The organism is Streptomyces sp. NPDC014623, assembly GCF_043088245.1.
Classification (GTDB): domain Bacteria; phylum Actinomycetota; class Actinomycetes; order Streptomycetales; family Streptomycetaceae; genus Streptomyces.
On sequence record NZ_JBIBZU010000007.1, the window covers coordinates 134299 to 154003 of the forward strand.

The 19705-nt window shown below is 70.6% G+C and carries 13 protein-coding genes; 6 read left to right on the forward strand and 7 right to left on the reverse strand.

Annotated features, from left to right (window positions below):
* Positions 1–14: 14 nt before the first annotated feature.
* The 4 genes from cs1 to ACF1FZ_RS14240 are packed head-to-tail and all read right to left on the reverse strand — an operon-like array spanning position 15 to position 5241.
* On the reverse strand, positions 15–989 hold the full coding sequence (gene cs1 / locus ACF1FZ_RS14225) for a clavaminate synthase Cs1 (protein WP_391773660.1): 975 nt from the start codon (positions 987–989) through the stop codon (positions 15–17).
* Positions 986–1936, reverse strand: a complete 951-nt coding sequence (gene speB / locus ACF1FZ_RS14230; protein WP_391773661.1) for an agmatinase — start codon at positions 1934–1936, stop codon at positions 986–988. The genes cs1 and speB overlap by 4 nt, the downstream gene beginning before the upstream one ends.
* Before the next feature lie 57 nt (positions 1937–1993).
* On the reverse strand, positions 1994–3526 hold the full coding sequence (locus tag ACF1FZ_RS14235) for an asparagine synthase-related protein (RefSeq protein WP_391773778.1): 1533 nt from the start codon (positions 3524–3526) through the stop codon (positions 1994–1996).
* Positions 3526–5241 carry a thiamine pyrophosphate-binding protein gene (locus ACF1FZ_RS14240; protein ID WP_391773662.1) on the reverse strand — a complete coding sequence of 572 codons (1716 nt, stop codon included), beginning with the start codon at positions 5239–5241 and terminating at the stop codon, positions 3526–3528. The genes ACF1FZ_RS14235 and ACF1FZ_RS14240 overlap by 1 nt, the downstream gene beginning before the upstream one ends.
* 212 nt (positions 5242–5453) lie before the next feature.
* On the opposite strand from ACF1FZ_RS14240, the gene argJ reads away from it, so the two are divergent.
* From argJ to ACF1FZ_RS14255, 3 genes are all read left to right on the forward strand, one after another.
* Entirely contained in the window at positions 5454–6632 is a 1179-nt protein-coding gene (gene argJ / locus ACF1FZ_RS14245) for a bifunctional glutamate N-acetyltransferase/amino-acid acetyltransferase ArgJ (RefSeq protein ID WP_391773663.1), read from the forward strand.
* 99 nt (positions 6633–6731) lie between these two features.
* On the forward strand, positions 6732–7736 hold the full coding sequence (locus ACF1FZ_RS14250) for an MBL fold metallo-hydrolase (RefSeq protein ID WP_391773664.1): 1005 nt from the start codon (positions 6732–6734) through the stop codon (positions 7734–7736).
* A 703-nt stretch (positions 7737–8439) separates the two neighbouring features.
* Entirely contained in the window at positions 8440–9204 is a 765-nt protein-coding gene (locus tag ACF1FZ_RS14255) for a BTAD domain-containing putative transcriptional regulator (protein ID WP_391773665.1), read from the forward strand.
* A gap of 392 nt (positions 9205–9596) precedes the next feature.
* On the opposite strand, the gene ACF1FZ_RS14260 is transcribed toward ACF1FZ_RS14255, so the two are convergent.
* A complete protein-coding gene (locus ACF1FZ_RS14260) occupies positions 9597–13712 on the reverse strand; it encodes a NocE (RefSeq protein ID WP_391773666.1) in 4116 nt (1371 codons plus the stop codon).
* A 192-nt stretch (positions 13713–13904) separates the two neighbouring features.
* Between ACF1FZ_RS14260 and ACF1FZ_RS14265 the strand changes: the two genes are divergently transcribed.
* Positions 13905–15566: an ABC transporter substrate-binding protein gene (locus ACF1FZ_RS14265; RefSeq protein ID WP_391773667.1), complete on the forward strand. Its 1662-nt coding sequence runs from the start codon at positions 13905–13907 to the stop codon at positions 15564–15566.
* A 50-nt stretch (positions 15567–15616) separates the two neighbouring features.
* Here ACF1FZ_RS14265 and ACF1FZ_RS14270 read toward each other — a convergent pair whose 3' ends face one another.
* Both ACF1FZ_RS14270 and ACF1FZ_RS14275 read right to left on the reverse strand, forming a co-directional pair.
* On the reverse strand, positions 15617–17089 hold the full coding sequence (locus tag ACF1FZ_RS14270) for a LysR family transcriptional regulator (protein ID WP_391773668.1): 1473 nt from the start codon (positions 17087–17089) through the stop codon (positions 15617–15619).
* Positions 17090–17260: 171 nt separating this feature from the next.
* Positions 17261–18004, reverse strand: coding sequence for an SDR family oxidoreductase (locus ACF1FZ_RS14275; RefSeq protein WP_391773669.1), 744 nt, complete (start codon positions 18002–18004; stop codon positions 17261–17263).
* Positions 18005–18260: 256 nt separating this feature from the next.
* Between ACF1FZ_RS14275 and ACF1FZ_RS14280 the strand changes: the two genes are divergently transcribed.
* Both ACF1FZ_RS14280 and ACF1FZ_RS14285 read left to right on the forward strand, forming a co-directional pair.
* On the forward strand, positions 18261–19493 hold the full coding sequence (locus ACF1FZ_RS14280) for a cytochrome P450 (RefSeq protein WP_391773670.1): 1233 nt from the start codon (positions 18261–18263) through the stop codon (positions 19491–19493).
* Positions 19490–19702, forward strand: a complete 213-nt coding sequence (locus ACF1FZ_RS14285; RefSeq protein ID WP_391773671.1) for a ferredoxin — start codon at positions 19490–19492, stop codon at positions 19700–19702. Before ACF1FZ_RS14280 ends, ACF1FZ_RS14285 begins: the two co-directional genes overlap by 4 nt.
* The last annotated feature ends 3 nt before the right edge of the window (positions 19703–19705 follow it).

A 19705-nucleotide genomic window follows, 5' to 3' on the forward strand; every position in this document is an offset into this window, starting at 1 on the left:
CGGAAGGGGCAGGGTCAGTCGCGCGGGGTGAAGGCGACCACGTCGCCCGCGCGCTCACCACCGGAGAGCTGTCCGAAGCGGTCGGTGCGGATGTAGACGCGGTGCAGCCACCGGTCCGCCCCGTCCCAGCGCGGCGTGAACGGCGTACGGGCGTGCGTCGTACGGAAGTTGTCGACGATCAGGACGTCACCGGGGATCAGGTGCACGGCCTCGGTGATCTCGTCCAGCGCCTTGGACAGCGCTTCCACGGCCTCGACGTCCCGGGGGTCCTCGGGGGCCAGCAGTTCCCGGTCGTAGCCGAGCAGCGGGTCGGACGGGTCGCCGTAGAGCGGCTTCACCTGGGCGATCGCGCCCGGGTCCTCGACGCCGCCGCGGAAGGCGACGTCGACGCAGCAGGGCATCTTGCGGTCGAAGAGGCGGGTGCGGAAGCTCTCCGGGACCAGCGGCAGCGCCTTGCGGACCGAGCCGACCAGGGTCGCGGCCTTGCGTTCGTGGTCGGCACGGGAGCAGGCGAGCATCACGTAGTTGGGCTGGAGCTGGTGGTACGCCATCTCCGTGTGGAATTCCAGCAGGGTCTCGGAGGTCTCCGAGGAAAGGTGGTGCGCGCCGGGCGAGGGGTACACGTCGTGGTAGACGGTGCCGCTACGCAGCTCCTTGTACCCGGTGTGCAGGCCGAGCCGGCGCCCGACGATGCCCAGCATCGCCTCCATGGTGAGCAGCGGACGGTCCACCGGCGCGGGGGTGGACTCGGGGGTGCGCGGCAGCTGGTCCTGCGGTTCGACCGGCAGACCGCGCAGCAGGAGGTAGCCGTCCTCGTTGCCGGAGGCGTTGAAGGTGTCGAGCGCCTCGGCGAGCGGGGCCGGGAGGTCGCCGGACGCCTCCTTCGCGGCCTCCAGGAAGGCCGGGAGGTCCGCCCGTGGCACCGTCGGCAGGCGCGAGGCGAGTTCCAGGAGTTCGTCGCGGAGTTCGGAGCAGTCGATGACGGTCACGCGTCGTTCCTTCCTTTGATGTGAGCACGGGCGTACTGGTAGAGCAGTTCCGCGCCTATCTCTGTCGCCAGGACGGAGGTGATCCCGGCGTGGTCGTAGAGGGGCGAGACCTCCATGACGTCGAAGCCGACCGGCCTCAGCTCGCCCACGCAGCGCAGCAGGGCCAGGACCTCGCGGGAGGACAGTCCGCCGGGGGCGGGGGTTCCCGTCCCCGGAGCGAAGGCCGGGTCGGCGACGTCGACGTCGACCGACACGTAGACGGGGCGGTCACCGATCAGTTCCTTGACGAGGGCGTGCACCCCGGCGACGCCGGTCTCGACGAACTCGTCCGTGGTGACGATGCGCACGCCCTTGCCGCGGGCGTAGTCCAGCGAGTCCGGTCGGGGGTTGTGGCCCCGGATGCCGATCTGCACGGTGCGCTGCGGGTCGATGAGGCCCTCGTCGATGCCGTGGCGGAAGGGGGTCCCGTGGTGGAACTCGCCGCCGTAGAAGGCGGGGTTGGTGTCGGAGTGCGCGTCGAGGTGGACCACGGCGACGGGGCCGTGCTGTTCGGCCACGGCACGCAGGGCGGCCAGGGTGAGGGAGTGGTCGCCGCCGAGCATCAGGAAGGCGGCGTTGTTCTGGAGGAGCCCGCGCAGATGGCGGTGGGCCGTCTCCATCGCGATGTGCATGTTGAACGGGGTGAGGTCGATGTCCCCGCCGTCCACGCAGTCGATGAGTTCGAAGGTGCCGGGCCCCCGGTCGATGCCGACCCCGTGGATCAGGCCGGACTCGTTACGGATGGCGCGTGGGCCGAAACGGGCCCCCGGCCGGTAGCTGGTCCCCCCGTCGTAGGGGGCGCCGATGACGACGACGTCGCGGCCGGTGGGCTGCGGGTCGTGCGGCAGGCGCATGAAGGTCGGGATCTGCGCGTAGCGGGGCGAGATCGTGGTGTCGACACGTTCCACGGCGTCATCCCTCCTGTCGGACGGGCTGCGGGCGGCCGGTACGGGGCCTGGGGCGGTTCACTCGGTCTCCTTCAGCCGTGCGGCCACCTGGTGCACGGAGTCGGCGGTGCTCACCTCGGCGGGTGGCAGGCCCTCGACGACCACCCGGTCGAAGATCTCCCGTACCACCAGGGACTTGGCCCGGTGGATGTCGGTGTCCGGTATCCCGGCGTCCATCAGCAGGAGGCTGAAGGACGACGTCGTGCCCGAACCCTCGTGGACACCGAGCTTCGGCCGGGTGACCGTCTCCTGCGGCAGCAGGGAGCTCATCGCCTCGCGCAGGACCCATTTGTCTCGGCCGTAGCGGCGTTTGAGCCCGGCCTCCAGCGACACCAGCAGGTCCAGTACCTCGCGGTCCCAGTACGGGTGGGTCGACCAGTGGCCCTGGATGCCGGAGAGCACCGGGGTCATCTCGTTGAGCCCGTCGAAGGTGGCCATGTCGAACGCCACGGCCGTGTCCAGCTGGGGCAGCCGGTCCTCGCGGTGCATGCCGGCGAGCGGGATGTCGGCCCCGTAGCCGGTGAGGATGCGCCGGGGAGGACCGTCGAGCGCCCGGTACAGGGCGGTGAGCGGCAGCAGGTACTCGATGATGTCCGGGTCGACGGACTCGGACGCCCAGATCGCGTACGGGAGCTGCCCGAGCAGGTCCGCCGTGGGGACGGTGATCTCCCGGTGGGCGGAGCCGAGGTGTGTGGCGACCACACGTGCCTCGGCGAACTCGTCCGAGGTGTCGGTGCCCATCGACAGCGTGTCCAAGGGCCCGTCGGTGTGCGCGGCGGCGAGTGCGGCGACCCCGGAAGAATCGATTCCTCCGGAGAGCACCACCAGCGGGGTGGTGCCGCCCGTGCGGGCACGGACTGCTCGCTCCAGTGCCTCGCGTACGGCGGTGGTCGCCTCGGCCTCGGGGACGATCCGCCGGGACACCGGCGGGGTCCAGGTCCGTGAGGGCACGGCGGTGCCGGTACGGACGTCGATGTCCAGCACCGTGCCGGCGGGCACCTGGTGGACGCCCGGTACCCGGCGGACCCTGCGCGCCTCGGTGACGGGCCGCCCGGAGGGCGGGGTCGTCACCGTCGCCGGGACGAGGGCCTTGATCTCGGTGGCGGCGAGGACACGGCCGGGTGCCGTGAGGGTGTAGAGGGGGACGGAACCCGCGTGGTCGGTGGCCAGGAGAACCCGGTCGCCGAGGGCCGCGGCCGCCGCGAACCGGCCGTTGAGCAACCGGAAGGCGTGCAGGTCGTAGACGCCCAGCAGGGCGAGCAGCAGTTGCGCGTCCGTGCGGACACCGGTGCCCGCCGGGAGGAGGGTGAGCAGTTCCTCCCGGTTGTAGAGCTCGCCGGCCAGGACGAGCGCCGTGTCCCCGGAGCGGGCCATGGCGTCCCCGGCCGAACCCGAGTGCACGAGTACGGCGTTCAGGGTCTGGGTGCGGAGGGCTTCGGCCACGGTTTCGTGGGCGCCCCGGGTGGCGAAGACCGGCCCGGGGACCTGGTCCCCGCCCTGCTGGGCGGAGACCAGGAACCCCGTGGCGGCGGGGAATGTGTGCGCCATGATCAGATGCTCAGGGCACCGAAGCCGCCGGAGGTGAAGTCGTAGTTCACCGGGACCTCGATCAGGAACGGACGGCCGAGACCGGCTCCCTTGCGCAGGGCGGCGAGCAGGTCCTCGCGGGAGGTGGCCTTGACGGCCTCGACGCCGTTGGCCCGGGCGAGCTCGGTGAAGTCGACCCCGGTGAACTTGACGGCCGGGTCGTGGGAACGCTGGTGGCCGAGGTTCTGGTAGAGCTCGATCAGCCCGTTGGTGTCGTTGTTGACGACGACCGTCACGATGGGCAGGTTGAGCCGGGCGATGGTCTCCAGGTCGGCGCTGTTGGAGTGGAAGCCGCCGTCACCCGCGATGAGGAAGGTGGGCTGGCCGGGCCGGGCCATCTGGGCGCCGATCGCCGCGGGGATGCCGTAGCCGAAGCTGGAGCAGCCGGCCGAGGTGAGGAAGCCGAAGGGCTGGTCGGCGCGGGCGAAGAGGACCCCGTAGTGCCGGAAGAAGCCGATGTCGGAGACGATCGTGCCCTCTCCGGCGGCAGCGGTCTCCTCCATCACCGTGTTCATGGAGTCCATCACCTGGTGGACCCGCATGCCGTCCTCGTACTCGGTGGGGTCGGCCAGGAACTCGGCGACACGCTCGCGCAGCGGGGCGATGTCGTGCGGGGTCTTCTTGGCGAGGTCCGCGGTGGCGTTGTCCAGGTGCTCGACGAAGGCCAGCACGTCGGTGACGACGTCGACGTCCGGGCGGTAGACCCGGGGGATCGGGTTGACGGTCGGGGAGACGCGGACGGTCTTCTTCTCGCCGCCGCGGGTCCACATCGAGGGGCGCAGGTCCTCGGCGTAGTCGTAGCCGAGGGTGACGATGACGTCGGCCGGGCCGAAGAGGGTCTCCAGGGCGGGGAAGGAGAGGATGCCGTCCATGTATCCGGTGACGGCACCGTAGTTGAGGTGGTGGCCGTGCGGCAGGACGCCCTTGGCGATGTACGTGGTGATGACGGGGACGTCCAGGCGCTCGGCCAGGGCGCGGATCGCGGGGACCGCGCCGGAACGGATGGCCGCTGCGCCGACCACGAACACCGGGTGCTCCGCACCGGCGACCAGGGCGGCGGCCTCGTCGGCGGTGGCCTCCCAGCCCGCCTGGACGGCGCCGACCGGCTTGGCGGGGGTGTGCGCGGCGGGGTGGGTGACCGTGGCGTCCACGTCGGTGCCGAGCAGGTCGACGGGGAGGGAGATGAAGCTGGGACCGACGGGCTCGGTCATCGCTGCGGCGACGGCGGAGTCCACCAGGTCGGTGATCTCGTCCGGGCGCTGGAGCTCGACGGCGTACTTCGTCATGGGGCGCATGACGGAGACGGAGTCCAGGCACTGGTGGGTGTCGTTGGGGAAGATGTCGTGCGACTCGGACTGGGCGGCCAGTGCGATGACGGGCGAGCGGTCCAGGATCGAGGTCGCCACACCGGTGGCGAGGTTCGTCATGCCGGGGCCGAGCGTGGCCCAGCAGGCCTGCGGCCGGCCGGTGATGCGGGCCAGGACGTCGGCGGCCACGCCGGCGGTGAACTCGTGCCGGGTGAGGACGAAGTCGATTCCCGGCGCCTCGTCGAAGAGAATGGAGGCGGCTTCGCGGCCTACGACACCGAACACCGTCTCCACACCGTGCTCGTGAAGGCGCTTGAGCAGTGCGTGGGCGGCCGTCGGGTTGCCACTGGGCTTGGTCGAAACACGGGACATACGGCGTCGTCTCCAGGATGTCGACGGGAAGCGGATTGCCGTCACCGTGCCGGTGGGCTCTCTCCAGCGCCTCTCCAGCGCCTATCCGACCGCGCTGTAGTGCACTTCGAGGCGCCCCGGTCCGGTTCTGGGCTTGCACACGGGCCGATCGTGATGAGTGAATAGGCATACGATCAAATGCATAAATCTATCGAGCGAGGAAGAAGGCGATCATGACCGGTACGACTACCCGGGACCCTGCCGGATTCGTGGTGCACACCGCCCCGGTGGGACTTTCCGACGACGGGCGGGACGACTTCACCGTGCTGGCCTCGACCGTGCCCACGCAGGTCAGCGCGGTGTTCACCAAGTCCCGCTTCTCCGGCCCGAGCGTGGTGCTCAGCCGGGCCGCGGCGGCCGGCGGGCAGGCGCGCGGAGTGGTCGTCCTCGCCCGGAACGCCAATGTCGCCACCGGCCCGGAGGGGGAGAGCAACGCCCGTGAGGTGCGGGACTCGGTAGCCGCCGCCACCGGGCTCCCCGAGGACGAACTGCTGATCGCCTCCACCGGGGTGATCGGACTCCAGTACCCCATGGAGCAGATCCGAGCCCACATCAAGACGCTCTCCTGGCCCTTCCCCGAGGGCGGCTTCGACCGGGCGGCCCGGGCCATCATGACGACCGACACCCGGCCCAAGGAGGTCAGGGTGCGGTGCGGCGAGGCGACCCTGGTCGGCATCGCCAAGGGGGTGGGGATGCTGGAGCCCGACATGGCGACCCTGCTGACCTTCTTCGCCACCGACGCCCGGCTGCCGCAGGACGCGCAGGACCGGATCTTCCGGAGCGTCATGGACCGGACCTTCAACGCCGTGTCCATCGACACCGACACCTCGACCAGCGACACGGCGGTGCTTTTCGCCAACGGGCTGGCCGGTGACGTGGACCTCGCGGAGTTCGAGGAGGCACTGCACGAGGTGGCACTCGCCCTGGTGAAGAACATCGCCTCCGACGGCGAGGGGGCGAGCAAGCTCATCGAGGTACGGGTCACCGGAGCCCGGGACACCGCACAGGCCAAGCGCGTCGGCAAGACGGTGGTCAACTCGCCGTTGGTCAAGACCGCCGTGCACGGCAGCGACCCCAACTGGGGCCGGGTGACGATGGCGATCGGCAAGTGCACCGACGACACCGACATCCTGCAGGAGAACGTCACCGTCCGCTTCGGCGGGACCCAGGTCTACCCCCGGCACGCCGACGGCCCCGGTGACGCCGAGCTCCGCATGGAGGTCGCCGAACACATGCGCGGCAGCGAGGTCCTGATCGGCATCGGTCTGGGCATCGGGGACGGCGAGTTCACCGTCTACGGCTGCGACCTGACGGAGGGGTACGTCCGGCTGAACTCCGAGTACACCACCTGATCCGCCACGCCCGGCCCCACCGTTGACTCAAATGTGCCGCCTCACCGCCCCCTCTCCGTAGGGTGACGTGTGATCAGCACAAAGTGAACGAGGTGGCACATGGGTCAGTCGCGAAGGTCGGTCCTCCAGGGCGCGCTGGGTGCCGGAGCGGCGGGGTTGCTGACCGGCTGCGCCGCCCCGGCGCCGGCCGCACGCCCACGCCGGATGCCGAAGGGCACCGCGCTCGGCCTGCGCTGGCTGGGCGTGGCCGGCTGGGAGCTGTCCTTCGCGGGCCGCAGCGTGCTCTTCGACCCGTATCTGAGCCGGATGCCGTACGCCGACGAGAAGGGCGCCCTCGACCCGGCGCTGCCGCTGCGCCTGGACCCGGAAGCGGTGGAGCACGTGGCGGAAAAGGGACTGACCGGGGTGCCCGAGCTGATCCTGATCAGCCACGGGCACTTCGACCACCTCGCGGATGTGCCGCACCTGCTGTCCCGGCCGGGCTGGGCCGGCCGGCGCGTCCGGACGCTCTGCGACACCACCTCACGTCACCTGCTGGCCGCGATGGGCACCCCTGCGGACCGCATGGCGGACGTGGCGGCGGTGCACGGGGGCGACCATCTCCAGTTCGACGGCTACAGCGTGGAGGTGTTCCGCAGTCTGCACAGCAGGCAGCAGGACTACACGTCCTTCGCCCCCGGGACGCGGGACGCCGTCCCCGCGCGGCCCCGGACCCTGGGTGATCTGGTCGAAGGGCAGACGCTGGCCTTCCAGGTATCCGTGGAGGGGGGACCGTCCGTACTGCTGACCGGCACCAGTAACGTCGCGGAGCGGGAACTGGCCGGCGCGCGGCCCGATGTGGCGGTGATCGGGATGAGCGATCACAGCGCTGTCCACGGCTATCCGGACCGGCTGCTGGCCGCGCTCGGGTCGCCGCCGGTACTCCTGCCCTGCCACCACGACGACATGGTGACCCCACTGGGTGACTCCGGGATCTTCCGCACCGCGTCCCCGGACGCGGTGACGGCACTGGCGCAGGCTGCCGAGCGCCGCGCGCCGGACGGCGGCACGCGCGTACTGACGCCCCGGCACCTGGAGCTGCTCGACATCACGGGATCCCGGTGACCCGAATCCGCCCCCGGCGGGTGGGGATCACCGGAGCCCGAAGCCTTCGGGACAGCCGAATTCCGGGGTCCACATCCTTCAAAGTGCCCGAAGCCCTCCAGCTCCGGACCTCGGGGATGCCCGTATCGGGCACTCTTCGACCTCGCCGCCCGGTCACCTGGGCGTACGATTTCCGCCATCACTGGACTAGACCGGTGAGCGGATACCTTCGAAGGCCCGATAAGTGCGCTGAGTGACCACACTCTCTGCACACATCCCCCCACCTCCTCCACGACGGAAGCGCACCCTCTGTCAGGGGGCGAGATTCCAGGGGCCCCGACGCGCCGTGCGAGCCGAACGGCATATGCCCCCTTGACTACTCCACGCAGTGCGCGCCGGCGCCCGCCCCGCCGCCCCGCGCACATACCCACCGTCCAGGGGTTTCCCCATGTCCACTTTCCGCTCTCCTCGACACGGCGGTTTTCAGCCGCACCCGCCACGGCTCGTTGACGCAGCAAGGTTGGCTGATTACTGTCCCGACTCGGCAGGGCAGGGGCAGAACCCGCTACGCGCGTAGTGGCTGAAGCGGGACAACTGAATTCCTTCGTCGATCAGCGCATCCCATGACATTGCATGCGATAATCCAGCAGTCCATGGCAGAGAAATTCAGCCATGGACAGGCAGAAACGGGAGAACCCCTATGACTGGCGTGCAGATTCGCATATTGGGTCCGATTGCCATGCTCTCCCGGAACACACCGGTCCCCCTCGCCGGACAACGGCAGTTGCGGGTTATCACCGCCCTCGCACTTGTGTCGGGCAGAGCCGTCAGCACGCCCGAACTCATCACCCATCTCTGGGGCGAACGGCCGCCCCGGACCGCCCCCGGCCAACTGCAGACCAGTGTGTGGATGATCCGCCGCTCACTGGCCACGGTCGGCGCGCCGCAGGAAACCATCCTGTCGACGGCTTCCGGTTACCAACTGGACTCCGCCCACTGCGAGGTGGACAGCGACGTCTTCCGGCGGAACGTCGCGACGGCGAAGAAGCTGGTGCGCGCCGACCTCAAGGAGGAGGCGCTGGAACTCCTCAAGGACGCGCTTGCCCTCTGGCGGGGCCCGGCCCTGGCCACGATCTCGGGAAGTGTGCTGCAAACCCGTGCGGCCCGCTTGGAGGAAGAACGCGTCGCCGCACTGCAACAGCGTATCTCTCTGGAGATAAACCTGGGCCAGTACGAGGAGGCCATCGGTGAACTCACCGACCTCATAGCCCTTCATCCCCTCCGGGAAGAGCCGTACGCGCAATTGATGCAGGCACTGTACCTCTGCGGCCGGCAGGCAGACGCGCTCGCCGTGTTCCGAAGAGCCCGCAACACGCTGACCGACGAACTGGGAATCGACCCCGGCCCCAGGCTGACCACGCTGGAGAGGGCGATCCTCCGTCAGGACGCCGACATGCTCTCGGTGGTCCCGGGCATGGCCCGGTACTGACCGCCCCGGCACCCACCGCCGCGCTCCCCGTAGCTGCACCGGGGAGCGCGGCGGTGTGTCACGGGGCGGATGCCTTCCGCGCGGAGGCCGCGGCGCCTCCCGGCGCGACCGCCTGTGCCACCGCCGTGGCCCGGGCCCGCACGGCCGTCGCGATGCCGACGGAAACCAGCACGCTCAAAGGCGGACCAGCGCGGCCGGGACGCCTCGCGGACGGTTGCGATCCCGTCCGGACTGTCTGTCAGACCCCGGAGGCCAGCGCCCCGAGGAGCATGACCACGCCCAGCAGAAGGGGCAGGGCCGCCCTGCTGTCACCCCTTCGGAGACCCGTCCCCTCACCCGCCTCCGGTCCAGGGCCCTCCCCTGGGTGGGGAGGGCCCGTCGGATGCCGTGGATCAGAGACCCATGCCCTGCATCGTCCGCTCCAGGGAGTCCGCGTACAGCCGGGCTCCTCCGACCTTCGGGTGGAAGGACTGGGCGGAGGCGCCGAGTTCCAGGATCGGCCAGTCGATCTGCGGTTCGTCGCTCTCCACCAGGTCCAGCACGATGCCGTGGACCTGCTCGGGATCACCGCAGACGGCCTTGCCCGCGAAGTTCTGGGCGGGGTTGGAGAACCAGGCCTTGGCGCCGGCGGCCTTGGCGTCGTTCACGGCTCCTTGCATCTCGGTGGCGAGGGTGCCGGCCATGCTGTTCAGCCAGGGGGCCTCCCCTGTGCCTATGCCGGGGATGCACTGGCCCGACCGCTCGAGCAGCGGCGGGTACCCCATCAGGACGATCTTGGCGTTGGGCGCCTTCGCCTGGATCTTCTTCAGGGCGTCGGTGATGGCCGGCCGCACCCGCTCCTTGGCGAGACGCTCGGCCGCCACGCCGACGTCCAGCCCCTGGTAGGCCGCGTCGTCCACATGGGAGTCGTCGTCCTCGAACTTCTGGTTCTGGCACAGCGTCGGCCAGCCGATGCCGCCGAAGATGCACTTCTGGATGATGTAGGCGAACCGGGCGTCGTTACCGCCGATGGAGATGGTCACCAGCGTGGTGTTCTGGTCGAGGTAGCCCTTGGACAGCTGGGGCAGTTCGCCGTTCTCACCGACGCTCGCGATGTTGTAGGTGCGGGCACCGGAGCAGGCGATCAGGTGGTAGTCCATGGCCGCGGACCTGCTGTCGTCCATGGAGCCCACGGACGCCGAACGGCCCGGGATCGTGGCCTGCCGTGACCACGTCTTGGTCGAACGGTGGCAGGCGTTGCGGGTCGAGGGGTTGCTGGTGTCGCGGTAGTTGGTCTCCTTGTAGTAGTCGACACCCCCTGCGGCCGAGGCGCCCTCACCCGAGGAGTAGGAGTCGCCCATCGCGACGACCATGTCCTTGGGCTTGCCCGGCAAGGGCTGGAAGCCGACGGCGTCCCATGCGACGTCCTCGGACCCCTTTCCGTCCGCCGCGTGCGTGGAGAGCGCGACCTTCGGGGTGGAGGTGAACTGGAACACCCCGAGGGAGACCCACTTGTTCGATCCGACGCGCTGCGGGTGCACCCGCACCGGGCTGGTGCTGTTGGTGCCGGAGATCGTGTACGAGGCCTGCCGGGTGTGGGCTCCGTGGTCGGGGAGGTGCACCCAGACCCGGGCCCAGCCGGTCATGCCGTTGGTCAGGGTCCAGGTGCCGGTCGTGCGCATCCGGGCGCCCTCGGAGGTCGCCTGGTTCCTGGTGTGCCCGAACCAGAAGTGGTTGCCGTAGCCGGCCCCGATCTGATGGGTGTCGATCTTGCCCGGGTAGTTGGCGCCGTCGGCCGCGAAGGTGAAGCCGAAGGTACCGGGCGAGGTCTTCGCCCCGCAGCTGCGCCCGGCCGAACCGGCCGGCGTGACGCCCGAGGCCACGTCGTCGATCACGTGCGTACCGGAGGGCAGTCCGCTCGCGCACCGGGGCGGGTAGGCGTTGCCGTCGGCCTGTTCGGGATAGGTGCCGTCGAAGCGGTGCAGGGCGAACCCGCAGGCCGCCACGGACTCACAGTTCTTCCAGGTCGCCTTCTTGTTCCACCAGCAGTGCAGGAAGAACTCGTCCGCCGGGTTGTCGAGCTGGCACGCTCCGTTCTCGTTGGTGTCGTTCTCCCTGATCTTGCTGGGGTCGCAGTTGTTGGAGGTGTCGCAGAACGTCCCGACCGGCGGCTTGGCCGAGGTGCGGTAGGCCGTGTTCGTCCACCAGGCGGCCCGGTAACCGGGCTGGAAGTCCCCCGGGGCGAACATCGCGGAGATCGGACGGGCGGCCCAGCCGATCACCTTCTCCTGGTAGGGCCAGTCCTGCGGGTGGGCGGCGTGGGAGTAGTCGTCCGCGCCGCCCGCGCTCTCGAGGAAGGGGGTGCGGTTGGCCTTCCACAGGGCGTTGGCCGGGTTGTTGGTGTAGCCGACGCCCCAGTGGCCGCCGTGCGATCCGGCGCTCGACTTCGGGTAGAAGCCGGAGTTGTAGGCCCAGAGCGCGAAGAACCAGTTCTCGATGTACTTCGGGCCGCCGTCGTTGACGGTCATCCCGGCGCTGTAGGTCTGGTTCCACTTGTCCACGAGGATGTTGACGCCCGCGGCGATGTTCGCGGTGTAGTCGAGGGCGACGGCCTCCTGCTTCTGCACGGAGAGCGCGGTCTCACCGGGCTTCTCGCGCCCGGCCTTGCGCATGCCGTCGGTCACCTGGACGATCCCGTAACCGCAGTCGGAGTCGGCCCAGTCGATGGCCCACGGGTCCGGAGCCTCACCGTCGGAACCGTGGCTGATGCCGTAGTAGTTGCCGATCAGGCTGTTCGCGGTGACGCCCGGCACGGCGAAGCGCGTGGCCTGCCACATGTTGGATTCCTGCGCGGTGATGCCCAGCATCACCTGCGCGGGGATGTGGTAGCCGTCGGCCGCGTCAGGTGTGCCGTTGGGGTCGCCCGCCATGGTCTTGAGAGGGAAGAGGGACTGCGGCTGGTAGGCCGACATCCCGGTGTTCTTCCAGTTGGCGGCGCGGGAGACATGCTGGTTGAGCTTGCCGACCACGGCCTGGTCGACCGCCCACTCCACCTGACGCGGGGTGGGCTGGAACGCCTGCTTGCGGACGTCCCCGCGCGGCACCGAGCAGTAGCGTTCGTCCTCGACGGGGTTGGTCGGCGAGGCGGCGGCGAGCTTCGGGGTGGCCGCAGCGGTGCCGCGGGTCAGTGCCGGGGAGGTGGCGAGGCCGGCCGCGGTCTTCGCGGTCGAGCCGACCGCCGTGCCGGGGTGGGCGTCCAGGGTGACGGTGCGCCCGGTGCCCAGGAACTTCATCCCGGTCCGGGCGGTCCGCGCCGAAGCGGCTTCCTGCGGGGAGATCCTGGAGTCCTTGCCGTCGGCCCACGCCGTGGTGACGGCGGCCTCGCCCCGGGTGGAGAGGACCGCGTCCTTGGCCACTCCCGCGGGCATGCGCACGGACGCGGGCAGGGAGCCGGCGGCCTTGGCCTTGCCGGTGACGTACACCGTGCCGGTGCGGGCGGAGCGGGAGAGGTCGAAGCCGGTGAGCGCACCGGTCGCCAGTCGCTGGGTGGTTCCGGCGGCCCTGGCGGTCGCCCCGAAGAGCGCCGCGGGGGCGCGCCGCACCTCGGCCTGCTCGGTGGCGGCCTTCGTCTTCGCGTCCTTGGCGGTGGTGCCGGGCCGGTCGATGTAGACGACCGAGCCGTCCGCCGCGGCCGTCAGCTGGAACGGGACGGCCGAGGTGCGGGCGGCGACGCGCACGTCGCCGGAGGAGGCGACCCGGACCAGACGGGCCCCCTGGGCGGCGGCGTAACCGTCGGCCAGGGGAACGGCGGAGGTGACCTGGCCGGGCAGTTTCAGCGGCTTCGCCGCCTTGCCGCTCGCGGTGTCCACGCCGATGAGGCGGGTCTCGTTGCGCTCCGACTCGTCGTCGGAGAACTGTGAGAAGACCGCCTTCTCCGTGGTGCCGCAGCCGGGTGAGAAGTAGCTGAGGCTGGACTGGACGGGAAGCTTGGTGACCGCGCCGGTCCTGAGGTCGACGACGGCGGTGAAGGCACCGCGGGTCATCAGCGCGGGCTTGTTGGTGAAGGTGCGGGGTGCGTAGGTGACGGCTGCGCGCTCGCCGGACGCGGTGACGCAGGCGTTGCCGATCCAGGTGTCGGTGTCGAAGCCGGGCTCCGACAGGGTCGCCGCGGTGCGCCAGCGGTAACCGTCCTCGGCGGCGGCGACCATGACGTGGAAACCGGTGGCGTCACCCGAGGTGGTCCAGGCCAGGTCGTCGGAAGTGCGGTAGCCGGAGCCGAGCAGGGCTGCCCGGTCGTCGGCGGGTACGGCCTCGGGGAGCTCGGCGGGGCCGGGCTCCGCGGCGTCCGCCTCGTCCTTCTGGGACCACCCCTGGGCGGCTCCTTCGGGAGGGGTGGGGGCCGTGGCGGCCGACACCGACGGATAGCCCGCCAGCAATGCCGCCGCCGCGACCGTTATGACAGGTATATGCCATCTTTTTCTTCGGGACACGTTCTGTTCGCCTCTTCTCCGGACACCCGCGTCGCGCATGGGGGGAAGCGGGATTCCGCTTCACGCGTGGGGGGACGCGAGCCAATCAGCCGGGGCTCTTGTCCCCCTCTCACCCAGCTCTCCCGCTATACCGACCCGCCGTCGGCTATGCGCCCGTGCCGTCATGTCCCGCTCCGCAGCCGTGCGCCCCCGCAGAATGGCGCCGGAAATCACCGTGAGAAGGGCTGGGACATGGAGACCGAACAGCCGGACACCGCCGGCTTCGACGCCGCCGTCGACGGCGTGGCCGCCCCCACCGACACCCTGGGCGGGACCCTCCGCCTGGTGCGCACCGACGACTTCGACTCGCTCGACCCGGGCAACACGTACTACGCCTACACCTGGAACTTCTTGCGCCTGGTCGGCCGGACCCTGGTCACCTTCGACACCGCGCCCGGCAAGGCCGGCCAGCGGCTGGTCCCCGACCTGGCCGAGTCGCTCGGTGAGGCCTCGGACGGCGGGCGGACGTGGACGTACCGGCTGCGCCCGGGCCTGCGCTACGAGGACGGCACCCCCGTGATCTCGGCGGACGTCAAGTACGCGATCGCCAGGAGCAACTACGGTACGGACGTGCTGGGCGTCGGCCCCACCTACTTCCGCCACCTGCTGGGCACCGACTACGGCGGCCCCTGGCGCGAGCCCGAGGTGGACGGCCCGCTCACCGTGGAGACCCCCGACGACCGCACCCTGGTCCTGAGGCTGACCGAGCCCTTCGCCGGCATGGACCTGCTGGCCACCATGCCGAGCACCACCCCGGTCCCCCGGGCCCGTGACACCGGCATCGGCTACCGGCTCGGCCCCGTGGCGACCGGCCCCTACCGCGTCGCTTCCTACGAGCGGGGCGAACTCGTGGTCCTGGAGCGCAACCCCCACTGGGACCCGGCGACCGACCCCGTACGCCGGCAGCGGGCCGAGCGCATCGAGGTGCACCTGGGCAAGGATCCGCACGAGGTGGACGAGATGCTGCTCTCCGGCGAGGCGCACATCGACCTCGCGGGCTTCGGAGTGCAGCCCGCGGCCCAGGAACGCATCCTGGCCGACCCCGCGCTGCGGGCCAACGCCGACAACCCCCTGACCGGCTTCACCTGGATCTACTGCCTGTCCAGCCGGATCACCCCGTTCGACAACGTGCACTGCCGGCGTGCGGTGCAGTTCGCCACGGACAAGGCAGCCATGCAGGCGGCGTACGGAGGCCCTGTCGGTGGTGACATCGCCACCACGATCCTTCCGCCCACCATCGACGGCTACCAGCCCTTCGACCGCTACCCGGTCGGCGAGGACGGCACCGGAGACCTGGAGGCGGCCCGCGCCGAACTGGCCCTGGCCGGCATGCCGAACGGGTTCCGCACGAAGATCGCGGCCCGCAAGGACCGCCTGAAGGAGTACCGGGCCGCCGAGGCGCTCTCGGCCGGGCTGGCCCGCGTCGGCATCGAGGCCGAGGTGCTGGACTTCCCGTCCGGTGACTACTTCGACCGCTACGGCGGCAGTCCCGAGTACCTGCGCGAGCACGGCATCGGGATCATCATGTTCGGCTGGGGGGCGGACTTCCCCGACGGGTACGGCTTCTTCCAGCAGATCGTCGACGGTCGCGCGATCAAGGAACGCGGCAACCAGAACATGGGTGAGCTGGACGACCCGGAAATCAACTCCCTGCTCGACCAGGGAGCCGTCAGCGGCGACCCGGCGGAACGCGCGGCAATCTGGCACCGTATCGACCGGCTGACCATGGACCACGCCGTGATCGTGCCCTACCTCTACCCGCGCTCGCTGCTCTACCGCCACCCGGACGCCCGCAACGTGTTCGTCACGGGGTCCTTCGGGATGTACGACTACGTGGCGCTGGGTGCCCGCTGACACACGCCCGGGGGTGGCCGGCGGCCCTCGGCCGCCGGCCACCCCCGCTGTCAGCTCCGCCCGGCGACGGCGGCCCGCGCCGCGGTGCGTTCGGGCGCTGTCCGTCCGGGGCGCACCGTGCCGCCCCGGAGAACCCGGTGCGCGCGGCGCGGCGTGTTGCCGCCCGGCTCCGGCGCCGGGGCGCCCTTCGCCCCCGCGAGGCCGGTCATGTCGAGTTCGGCCTCGAACACGGCCAGCCGTGCCAGGAACTGCCGGGTCGGCGCCGTCAGGTCGGTACCGCGTGAACTTCGCAACAACAGCCTTGCTCCGAGCCGGAGTTCGAGTCGGTGGATGCGCCGGGTGAGAGCCGACTGACTGATGGAGAGGACGGCGGCGGCGCGGTTGATGCTGCCGTGGTCGGCCACCGCGTGCAGCAGATGGAGGTCCTCCACGTCGATCTGGACCGACTCGTCGGGCAGTGCCGGTGTGGCCGGGGCGCTGCGTGCGGCGGCGTCGGTGCGGCGTTCCAGCGCGACGCGCTGTCCGCGCAGCCAGTCGGCCCACCACGGATCACGCAGCATGTCCCCGTGGTGCTCGGTGAACCTGCTGAGGCAGCGGGCCGTGAGCAGCGCGGCCAGCTGCTGGGACAGGGCGCCGGGGACGACTGCGGGGTCGACGAGAAGTCTGGCGGTCCGCCGGGGCCGCTCCACCAGCGAGCGGCGTACCAGCGAGGGTGCGAACACGGCCGGACAGGCCGGGGAGCCCAGACCGATGGCGTCACCGCGCCGGAGCATCCCCCGGGCCACCGACGCCCCCGTCACCTGGATGCGCTCGGGCGGGGTGATCCCCGCCGTCCGGTAGACGCGGCTCACCAGGACCTCCGCCTGGGGGCCGGCCTCCGAGACCCAGTTCTCCTCACGCAGATCGGCGAGGGAGACCGTGTCGCGGCCTGCGAGCGGGTGTCCGAGGGGCAGCGTCACCCAGAGCGGGTCGTCCAGGACGTCGTACGTGCGCACGGTGCGGTCCACCGCGTGCGAGAGGTTGTCCAGGCCCCAGGTGTGCGCGGCGTCCACCCGGTACCCGGCGAGCTGCCGGAGCACCTGCCGGGGTGTGTCATGGCTGACCGAGAGGAGGATGCCCAGCGTGTCTGCCGCGTCCTCGACCAGGTCCTCCATCAGCGGTTCGGCGGTGGCGATCTCCAGGATGCGAGGTGCGTTCAGTGCCTCGGTGCCACGCCCGTAGATCTCCGTCTGCACGGCCTGGTCGACCTGGCGGAAGAACCTCCGCCCGGCGTTCAGCACCTGGGCACCGTCCGGGCTCAGCCGGGCGGTACGGGCACAGCGCAGCGTCAGGCGCAGCCCGGTGGCCTGGTCCAGCCGGTCGAGCCTGCGCTGGGCGGCTGCCGTTCTCAGTCCCGCCCTGCGGGCGGCTTCGGCGAGGTCGCCGCACTGTCCGATCGCGTCCAGCAGCCGCAGATCCGGACGCGAGAAGGGCAACCTCGTCAGCCGGTCGGAAACGGAGGGCACGTGTATCGCAGAAGGCACGGACGGCTTCCTTACGGTTATGGATGACGCCTCTTCTTCACCTGTGACGGCCTGTTGCGGCTCACGTTAGGCAGGCGTTCTCTTCTCTCGCTCCTCTCGCCGAAAGCGCCGGGACAGCACGACGGCGGGTACCGCGCGGTGCGGTACCCGCCGTCGTGCGGACGTGTCTCCTCAGGCCTGGTCGGTGGGACGGATGAAGATCTCGTTGACCGTGGCGTGCGGGGGGGCGGTGACGGCGTACAGGACGGCGTCGGCGATGTCCTCGCTCTGCAACTGACGTATTTTCGCGACCCGTTCCGTGATCGCCGCCTTGGAGGGGGCGTGGGTGATGTGGTCGCGCAACTCGGTCTCCACGGTGCCCGGCTCGATGACCACCACGCGCACCCCGCGCTCGGTGACCTCCTGGCGCAGCCCCTCGCTGAAGCCGTTGACCGCGAACTTGCTGGCGTTGTAGACGGCGCTGCCGCGTCCGACCACGCGGGCGGCGATGGAAGAGATCTGGACGACGGTGCCCTGGTTCCTGATCAGCTCCGGGAGGGCAGCGTGGGTCATGTACATCAGACCCATGACGTTGGTGTCCATCATCCGGGTCCAGTCGGTGGTGTCGGCGTTCTCCACCGGCCCCAGCAGCATCAGCCCAGCGTTGTTCACCAGGATGTCGAGCCGGCCGAGCGTGTCGACGGTGGAGCGTACGGCGGCGGCCACGGCCTGCTCGTCGGTGACGTCCAGGTCGAGCACCTGGACCGTGGCGCCCTTCGTCTCCAGTTCGCCGCGCAGTGCTTCGAGACGGTCTACGCGCCGTGCGGCGAGGGCGACCGAAGCTCCGGCCGCGGCGAGGGCGCGTGCGGTGGCCTGGCCGATTCCTGAGCTGGCTCCGGTGACGAGTGCGACTTTGCCCTGCAGCGATGAACTCATGAGGTCCTCGTTCTCGGGGTGGTGAACCGGACGGTGGGCCGGAGAGAGATCCGGCCGGAAAGCGTATGACAGTACGGCGCGCCGACCGTACCAGCCGGGTGGAAGCCCGGTGAACGGCCTTCGGCGGCCCCTGTTATGTGCGTTCGTGGCTGGTTATGCGGGTCGGCCCGCCCCGTAGGGGAGGTCGCGGGCCGGACGGTGAGGATGGGGCCGCTACTTCACGTCGGCATGCCCGTGCAGCGATAGGTGGGACCCCATGACGCAGGACGCAGCACCCCCGAAGGCGACGGCCGCGCCGTCCTACCCGATGGAGCGCGTCTCCCCGATCGATCCGCCGCCGCCGCTGGCTCTTTTGAGGTCCGGCCCCGCCGCGAGCCGGATCACGATGTGGGACGGAAGCCAGGTGTGGCTGGTGACAGCACATCCGCACGTGCGTGCGGTGCTCGCGGACCGCAGGTTCACCGCGGTGACCAGCGCCCCCGGCTTCCCGATGATGACGACCACGTCCGTCCTGGTGCGGGACAAGCCCCACACCGCTTCCTTCATCCGCATGGACGACCCGGACCACTCGCGGCTGCGGTCCATGCTCACCCGCGACTTCCTGCACGGCAGGGCCGAGGCGATGCGCCCGGTGCTGCGCGGGCACCTGGACGAGATGCTGGGCGAACTGGTCAAGGGCGAGCGCCCGGTGGACCTCGTACGCGGGCTGACGATCCCGGTCCCGTCCCGGGTGATCGCCCTGCTCTTCGGTGTCTCCGACGAGCAGCGCGAGCTGATCGAGAACCGGGCGGGGATCCTCATCGACCGCGGCTACCGCCCGGAGCAGGTCGCCGCGGCCCGCGACGAGCTGGACGGCCTGCTGCGCGACGTGGTCGAGGAGCGCATGCGGATGCCCGAGCCGGGTGACGACCTGCTCAGCCGGCTGGTCGTCGACCAGGTGCGCAAGGGCACTCTGACGGTCGAGGAGATGGTCCCGATGTGCCGGCTGCTGCTGGTCGCCGGGCACGGTACGACGACCAGTCAGGCCAGTCTCAGCCTGCTGAGCCTGGTCACCGACCAGGGTCTGGCCGACACGCTGGCCAAGGACCCGGAGCTGCTGCCCAAGGCGGTCGAGGAGTTGCTGCGCTACCACTCCATCGTGCAGAACGGGCTGGCCCGTGCCGCGCTGGAGGACGTGGAACTGGGGGACGTGACGATCCGGGCCGGCGAGGGCGTGGTCGTGTCGCTGTCGGCGGGCAACCGCGACGAGACGGTCTTCCCTTCCCCGGACACGCTGGACCCGCACCGGGACGCCCGGCGTCATCTGGCGTTCGGTCACGGCATCCACCAGTGCCTGGGCCAGTGGCTGGCCAAGGTGGAGCTGGAGGAGATGCTGGCCGCCGTGCTGCGGTGGATGCCGGGCGCACGGCTCGCCGTCCCCTTCGCGGAACTGGACTTCCGGCACGAGGTGTCCAGCTACGGGCTCGGCGCCCTGCCGGTGACCTGGTGAGCTCCGGCCGGCTGACCGTGGCCGTGGACACGGACGCCTGCTGTGCGATGGGGCGGTGCGCGGCGACGGAGCCGCGGGTTTTCGACCAGGATCCGGACACCGGCACCGTCGTCCTCCTCCTGCCCGAGCCACCACCCGAACTGCACGAGACGGTACGGCTGTGCGCCGAACTCTGCCCGTGCGCGGCCATCTCCGTCACCGAGGACTGACAC

What these genes read in the sequence shown, in the direction of transcription:
- argJ (WP_391773663.1), top strand. Translation starts at nt 5,454, where the DNA reads ATGACCGGTACGACTACCCGGGACCCTGCCGGATTCGTGGTGCACACC.
- ACF1FZ_RS14250 (WP_391773664.1), top strand. Translation starts at nt 6,732, where the DNA reads ATGGGTCAGTCGCGAAGGTCGGTCCTCCAGGGCGCGCTGGGTGCCGGA.
- ACF1FZ_RS14265 (WP_391773667.1), top strand. Translation starts at nt 13,905, where the DNA reads ATGGAGACCGAACAGCCGGACACCGCCGGCTTCGACGCCGCCGTCGAC.
- ACF1FZ_RS14260 (WP_391773666.1), bottom strand. Translation starts at nt 13,712, where the DNA reads ATGCGCGACGCGGGTGTCCGGAGAAGAGGCGAACAGAACGTGTCCCGA.
- ACF1FZ_RS14280 (WP_391773670.1), top strand. Translation starts at nt 18,261, where the DNA reads ATGACGCAGGACGCAGCACCCCCGAAGGCGACGGCCGCGCCGTCCTAC.
- ACF1FZ_RS14240 (WP_391773662.1), bottom strand. Translation starts at nt 5,241, where the DNA reads ATGTCCCGTGTTTCGACCAAGCCCAGTGGCAACCCGACGGCCGCCCAC.
- ACF1FZ_RS14275 (WP_391773669.1), bottom strand. Translation starts at nt 18,004, where the DNA reads ATGAGTTCATCGCTGCAGGGCAAAGTCGCACTCGTCACCGGAGCCAGC.